Raw genomic sequence first — 6,028 nt, forward strand, 5'->3', positions numbered from 1 at the left:
AAGAACAATGACTGAGCGCGTCGTCCTCGCCTACTCCGGCGGCCTGGACACCTCCGTGGGCATCGGCTGGATCGCGGAGGCCACCGGCGCCGAGGTGATCGCCGTGGCGGTCGACGTCGGTCAGGGCGGCGAGGACCTCAACGTGATCCGCCAGCGCGCCCTGGACTGCGGCGCCGTGGAGGCGTACGTCGCCGACGCCCGTGACGAGTTCGCCAACGAGTACTGCATGCCGGCCCTCAAGGCGAACGCGCTGTACCTCGACCGCTACCCGCTGGTCTCGGCCCTGTCGCGCCCGGTCATCGTCAAGCACCTGGTCCGCGCGGCCCGTCAGTTCGGCGCGACGACCGTCGCGCACGGCTGCACAGGCAAGGGCAACGACCAGGTCCGCTTCGAGGTCGGCATCACGTCGCTCGCGCCCGACCTCACGTGCCTGGCACCGGTCCGCGACCTCGCGCTGACCCGCGACAAGGCCATCGAGTTCGCGACGCGCAACGCGCTGCCCATCGAGACGACGAAGCACAACCCGTTCTCCATCGACCAGAACGTGTGGGGCCGCGCGGTCGAGACCGGCTTCCTCGAGGACATCTGGAACGGCCCCACCAAGGACGTCTACACCTACACGGACGACCCGACGTTCCCGCCGGTCGCCGACGAGGTCGTCATCACGTTCGAGGCCGGCGTCCCGGTCGCGCTCGACGGCATCCCGGTCACGCCGCTGCAGGCGATCCAGGAGATGAACCGCCGCGCCGGTGCCCAGGGCATCGGCCGGATCGACATCGTCGAGGACCGCCTGGTCGGCATCAAGTCCCGCGAGGTCTACGAGGCCCCCGGTGCGATCGCGCTCATCGCGGCCCACCAGGAGCTCGAGAACGTGACCGTCGAGCGCGAGCAGGCCCGGTTCAAGCGGGGCGTCGAGCAGCGCTGGACCGAGCTGGTCTACGACGGCCAGTGGTTCTCGCCGCTGAAGAAGTCGCTCGACGTGTTCGTCGACGACACCCAGCGCTACGTCTCCGGCGACGTCCGGATCGTCCTGCACGGCGGCCGCGCGACCGTCACGGGCCGCCGCTCGGACGCGAGCCTGTACGACTTCAACCTCGCGACGTACGACACGGGCGACTCGTTCGACCAGTCGGCCGCCAAGGGCTTCATCGAGATCTACGGCCTGTCCTCCAAGCTGGCCGCGGCGCGCGACGTGCGCTTCGGCAACGGGGTCGACCTCGGCTCGCAGGGCGGGATCACGGGTGCCTGAGGACGTCACCACGACGTCGGGCGGCACGGTCCAGCCGGCCGGGAACGTCTCGCTGTGGGGCGGCCGGTTCGCCGGCGGCCCCTCCGAGGCGCTCCAGGCGCTGTCGCAGTCGACGCACTTCGACTGGCGGCTCGCCGGACACGACATCTCCGGCTCGGTCGCGCACGCCCGCGTCCTGCACGGCGCCGGCCTGCTCACGGACGACGAGCTGACCGGGATGGTCGACGCGCTGGAGCGCCTGCGGGCCGACGTCGCGAGCGGCGACTTCCTCCCGGTGCTCGAGGACGAGGACGTGCACACCGCCCTCGAGCGCGGGCTGATCGACCGTGCGGGTGCGGACCTCGGCGGCAAGCTCCGCGCCGGCCGTTCGCGCAACGACCAGATCGCGACCCTCGTGCGGATGTACCTGCGCGAGGAGTCGCGCGGTCTCGCCCGCCTCGTGCTCGACGTCGTCGACGCTCTGGTGGCCCAGGCCGACCGCGCGGGCGAGGCGCCGATGCCAGGCCGCACCCACCTGCAGCACGCGCAGCCCGTCCTGCTCGCGCACCACCTGCTGGCGCACGCGTGGCCTCTGCTGCGCGACGTCGAGCGCTGGGTCGACTGGGACGCGCGCGCGGCCCGCTCGCCGTACGGCTCGGGCGCCCTCGCGGGCTCGTCCCTCGGCCTGGACCCCGCGGCCGTCGCCGCAGAGCTCGGCTTCGACGGCCCGGTCGAGAACTCGATCGACGGCACCGCGTCGCGCGACGTCGTCGCCGAGTTCGCGTTTGTCGCGGCCATGCTCGCCGTCGACATCTCCCGGCTCGCCGAGGAGGTCATCCTCTGGGCGACCAAGGAGTTCGGCTTCGTCAAGCTGCACGACGCCTACTCCACGGGGTCGAGCATCATGCCGCAGAAGAAGAATCCCGACGTCGCCGAGCTGGCGCGCGGCAAGGCGGGGCGTCTCGTCGGCGACCTGACCGGCCTGCTCACCACGCTCAAGGGCCTCCCGCTGGCGTACAACCGCGACCTGCAGGAGGACAAGGAGCCGGTGTTCGACCAGGTGGACCAGCTCTCGGTCCTGCTGCCGGCGTTCTCCGGCATGGTCGAGACGCTCGAGTTCGACACCGACCGGCTCGCGGCGCTCGCGCCGCAGGGGTTCTCGCTCGCGACGGACATCGCCGAGTGGCTGGTCCGGGGCGGCGTGCCGTTCCGGGTCGCGCACGAGGTCGCGGGCGCCTGCGTCCGCGCGTGCGAGGAGCACGAGCCGGCCATCGAGCTGTGGGACCTCACCGACGACGAGCTGGTCGCCATCTCGCCCCACCTGACCCCGGAGGTGCGCACGGTGCTGACGGTCGAGGGGTCGCTGGCGTCACGGTCGGCGTTCGGCGGGACGGCACCGGTGCGTGTCGCCGAGCAGCTCGAGCGTGCCCGGTCCCGCGCGGCGGAGCTGCGTACCTGGGCGTCGTGATCGCCGACGACCTCGCCGCGCGCGCGTACTCCGCGCCACCGCGGCTGGGTGGGGTGCGACTGATCGCGATCGACGGCCCGGCGGGTTCCGGCAAGACGACCCTCGCGGACTCTCTGGGTGCCCGAGGAGCGACGGTCGTGCACCTCGACGACCTCTACGAGGGGTGGTCGGGCCTCGAGGGCTCGCTGTGGCCGCGCCTCGACGCCCAGGTCCTGGAGCCGCTCCGCCGCGGGGTGCCCGGCCGCTACCAGCGCTACGACTGGTCGGCGGGAGCGTTCGCGGACTGGGTCGACGTCCCCGTCCCGGACCTGCTCGTCGTGGAAGGGTGCGGGTCGGCTCGCCGCGCGGTCGACCCCGTCGCCGTGCTGCGCGTGTGGGTCGAGGCACCCGACGACCTGCGACTCGAGCGCGGTCTCGCGCGCGACGGCGTCGACGCCCGCGAGCACTGGCTGACCTGGATGGCCGACGAGGCCGCCCACTTCGCCCGAGAACGCACGCGTGAGCGGGCGGACGTCCGGCTCGACGCGTTCGGCGGGCTCCTCACCGACCCGACGGCGTCCTGACTCCGGAATCACGGATCGCCGGTGCCGGGTCGTGCGGCAAGATGGTCGGGTGAGCCCGTCGGAACCGCTCGAGAGCCCGGACGCCGCTGGCAGGCGCGTGCCCGTGGTCGTCCCGGCGCGGGTCTGGTTCAGCCGCGAGGTGCACGCCGTGGCCCGCGACCTCCTGGGTGCCTACCTGACCGCCCGGTCGACGGAGGGTGACGTCACGCTGCGGATCACCGAGGTCGAGGCCTACGGCGGCGCCGACGACCCGGGCTCGCACGCCTTCCGAGGCCGCACCGCCCGCAACGCGGTGATGTTCGCGGAGCCCGGACGCCTGTACGTCTACCGCCACCTCGGTCTGCACCACTGCCTCAACATCGTCACGGAGCCCACCGGCAGCCCGTCGGCCGTGCTGCTGCGCGCCGGAGAGATCGTCGACGGCGTGGACCTCGCCCGGGAGCGGCGCGAGGCCGTCGGCGTCGTCGACTCCGAGCGCCAGCTCGCCCGCGGCCCTGCGCGGCTGGCCGTCGCGCTCGGGCTCGACATGCGCGCCAACGGCGCCGACATCACGGAGGCGGGCGGCGACATCGTGCTGCACCGCCACCAGGTGCTGGCCCAGCCGACCCACAAGACCGGTCCACGCGTCGGGGTGTCCGGGTCCGGCGGCGAGGGCACCCGGTTCCCGTGGCGCTACTGGCTGACCGACGAGCGCACCGTCTCCGCGTACCGCCCGGCGTATCGCGCGCCGGCGTCGGTAGACGTCCCGTGAGGGACGACGACGCCGGCCGGACGCGCTCGCTCCCCATCTCTGCCGGAACTGCACCGGCCTACTGCCTGGAGACCCTGTGAACCACATCCTCGACGAGCTCGAGTGGCGCGGGCTGATCGCCCAGACCACCGATCTCGACGCCCTCCGCGACGCGCTCTCCGCCGGGCCCGTCTCCCTCTACTGCGGGTTCGACCCCACCGCGCCCAGCCTGCACATCGGCAACCTGGTCCAGATCCTCACCGTCCGCCGCCTGCAGGACGCCGGCCACGTGCCGTTCGGGCTCGTCGGTGGCGCGACGGGTCTGATCGGCGACCCGAAGATGGCGGGGGAGCGCACCCTCAACGACCGCGACCTCGTCTCGGTCTGGGTGGAGCGCATCCGCAAGCAGATCGAGCCGCTGCTCCGGTTCGACGGCCCGCACGCCGCGACCATGGTCAACAACCTGGACTGGACCGCGCCGCTGTCGGCCATCGACTTCCTGCGCGACATCGGGAAGCACTACCGGCTGGGCACCATGCTCGCCAAGGACACCGTGGCCCGACGCCTGAACAGCGACGCCGGCATCAGCTTCACCGAGTTCAGCTACCAGATCCTGCAGGGCATGGACTACCTCGAGCTGCACCGCCGGCACGGGATCAGCCTGCAGACCGGCGGCAGCGACCAGTGGGGCAACCTGCTCTCGGGCGTCGAGCTGATCCGCAAGGCCGAGGGCGTCGCCGTGCACGCGCTGACGACACCGTTGATCACCAAGGCGGACGGCTCCAAGTTCGGCAAGACGGAGACCGGGACGGTCTGGCTCGACCCCGAGCTGACCACCCCGTACGCCTTCTTCCAGTTCTGGCTCAACGCCGACGACGCCGACGTGGTGGGCTACCTCAAGGTGTTCACCTTCCGCTCCCGCGAGCAGATCGAGGAGCTCGAGGCGGCCGTCGCGGACCGCCCGGCAGCCCGGGAGGCACAACGGGCCCTCGCGTACGAGGTGACGTCGCTCGTGCACGGAGCCGCAGCCGCCGACCAGGTCGTGGCAGCCAGCCAGGCGCTGTTCGGCCGGGGCTCCTTGGCCGACCTCGACGCCGCGACGCTGGCCGCCGCGGTGGCTGAGCTCCCGTCCGCACGGGGCGCCGCCGGCGACGTGATCGCCGACCTCCTGGCGGCGACGGGCGTGGTGGCGAGCAAGGGCGCGGCGCGACGAGCGATCGCCGAGGGTGGCGCGTCGGTGAACAACGTCCGGGTCGCGACCGAGGACGCGGTGCTCACCACCGAGGACCTCCTGCACGGCCGCTGGGCGGTCCTCCGCCGGGGCAAGCGGACCCTCGCGGTGGTCGACGCGCAGGTCTGAGCACGCATCGCTCGACGGCGGGTCCTCGTCCCCAGCAGTGGCGACGAGGGCCCGCCGTCGTCGTTTCTGCCTGCTGACCTGCGCAGACACCTCCACCAGCGGGTCTGGTGACCGGGGTCACCGCGACGGGATTTGCCACCTGCCGCAACACGCGCGTAATGTTCTCGATGTCGCCCGAGAGGGAGGAACGGACACCGCGGATCGAACCACGGTGGCTGGTCCCTAGGGTGGCCACCCCCGCTCGTGCTTCCCGGCGCTTCGTGCGCCCTGAAGCCGGACGGGGACGGGCTCACGGCCCGCAGATGCTGCCCGAACAGGTGGCGGGAAGCGGTCCGAAAGCCAGGTAGGATTCAGAACGACAAAGCCTCTCGGATGAGATCGAAAGATCTCGAGGAGATGCGCGTCTGTTCCTTGAGAACTCAACAGTGTGCCAAATAGTCGATGCCATATGGCTCGCTATCTGATGATGCTTCGGCCCGTTCGGGTGGGGGTGTTTGGGGGTGGTGGGTCTTGGTTGAGATAGGTTCCGTCGTTTCCACCTCCGTGGGGTGGCGGGGCCAAAATTCAGCCGAATCTGAACGGTCCTTATCGGGACCATTTCGTGTGTCGGTTGCCCTGCTGCTTTGGTGGTGGGGTGCCATGTAGACATTTACGGAGAGTTTGATTCTGGCTCAGGACG

The 6,028-nt window shown here is 71.4% G+C and carries 5 protein-coding genes; all 5 read left to right on the top strand.

The window, feature by feature from the left end; translation table 11 throughout:
• Positions 1 to 7: 7 nt before the first annotated feature.
• The 5 genes from J2X26_RS13970 to tyrS all read left to right on the top strand — a co-directional run bounded on the left by J2X26_RS13970 (position 8) and on the right by tyrS (position 5,349).
• Positions 8 to 1,249 (top strand): argininosuccinate synthase, encoded by a 1,242-nt coding sequence (locus J2X26_RS13970; RefSeq protein WP_307493147.1) that lies wholly within the window; start codon positions 8 to 10, stop codon positions 1,247 to 1,249.
• Positions 1,242 to 2,696: an argininosuccinate lyase gene (gene argH, locus J2X26_RS13975; RefSeq protein ID WP_307493150.1), complete on the top strand. Its 1,455-nt coding sequence runs from the start codon at positions 1,242 to 1,244 to the stop codon at positions 2,694 to 2,696. Before J2X26_RS13970 ends, argH begins: the two co-directional genes overlap by 8 nt.
• On the top strand, positions 2,693 to 3,259 hold the full coding sequence (locus J2X26_RS13980; RefSeq protein WP_307493152.1) for a uridine kinase: 567 nt from the start codon (positions 2,693 to 2,695) through the stop codon (positions 3,257 to 3,259). The genes argH and J2X26_RS13980 overlap by 4 nt, the downstream gene beginning before the upstream one ends.
• 49 nt (positions 3,260 to 3,308) lie before the next feature.
• Positions 3,309 to 4,010: a DNA-3-methyladenine glycosylase gene (locus tag J2X26_RS13985; RefSeq protein ID WP_307493154.1), complete on the top strand. Its 702-nt coding sequence runs from the start codon at positions 3,309 to 3,311 to the stop codon at positions 4,008 to 4,010.
• Positions 4,011 to 4,086: 76 nt separating this feature from the next.
• A complete protein-coding gene (tyrS, locus tag J2X26_RS13990) occupies positions 4,087 to 5,349 on the top strand; it encodes a tyrosine--tRNA ligase (protein WP_307493156.1) in 1,263 nt (420 codons plus the stop codon).
• Positions 5,350 to 6,028: the final 679 nt, after the last annotated feature.

The organism is Cellulomonas humilata (assembly GCF_030814415.1).
Classification (GTDB): Bacteria; Actinomycetota; Actinomycetes; order Actinomycetales; family Cellulomonadaceae; genus Cellulomonas; species Cellulomonas humilata_A.

Bases quoted from the DNA above. Each gene is read 5' to 3' on its own strand.
- J2X26_RS13970 (WP_307493147.1), top strand. From the start codon at position 8: ATGACTGAGCGCGTCGTCCTCGCCTACTCCGGCGGCCTGGACACCTCC.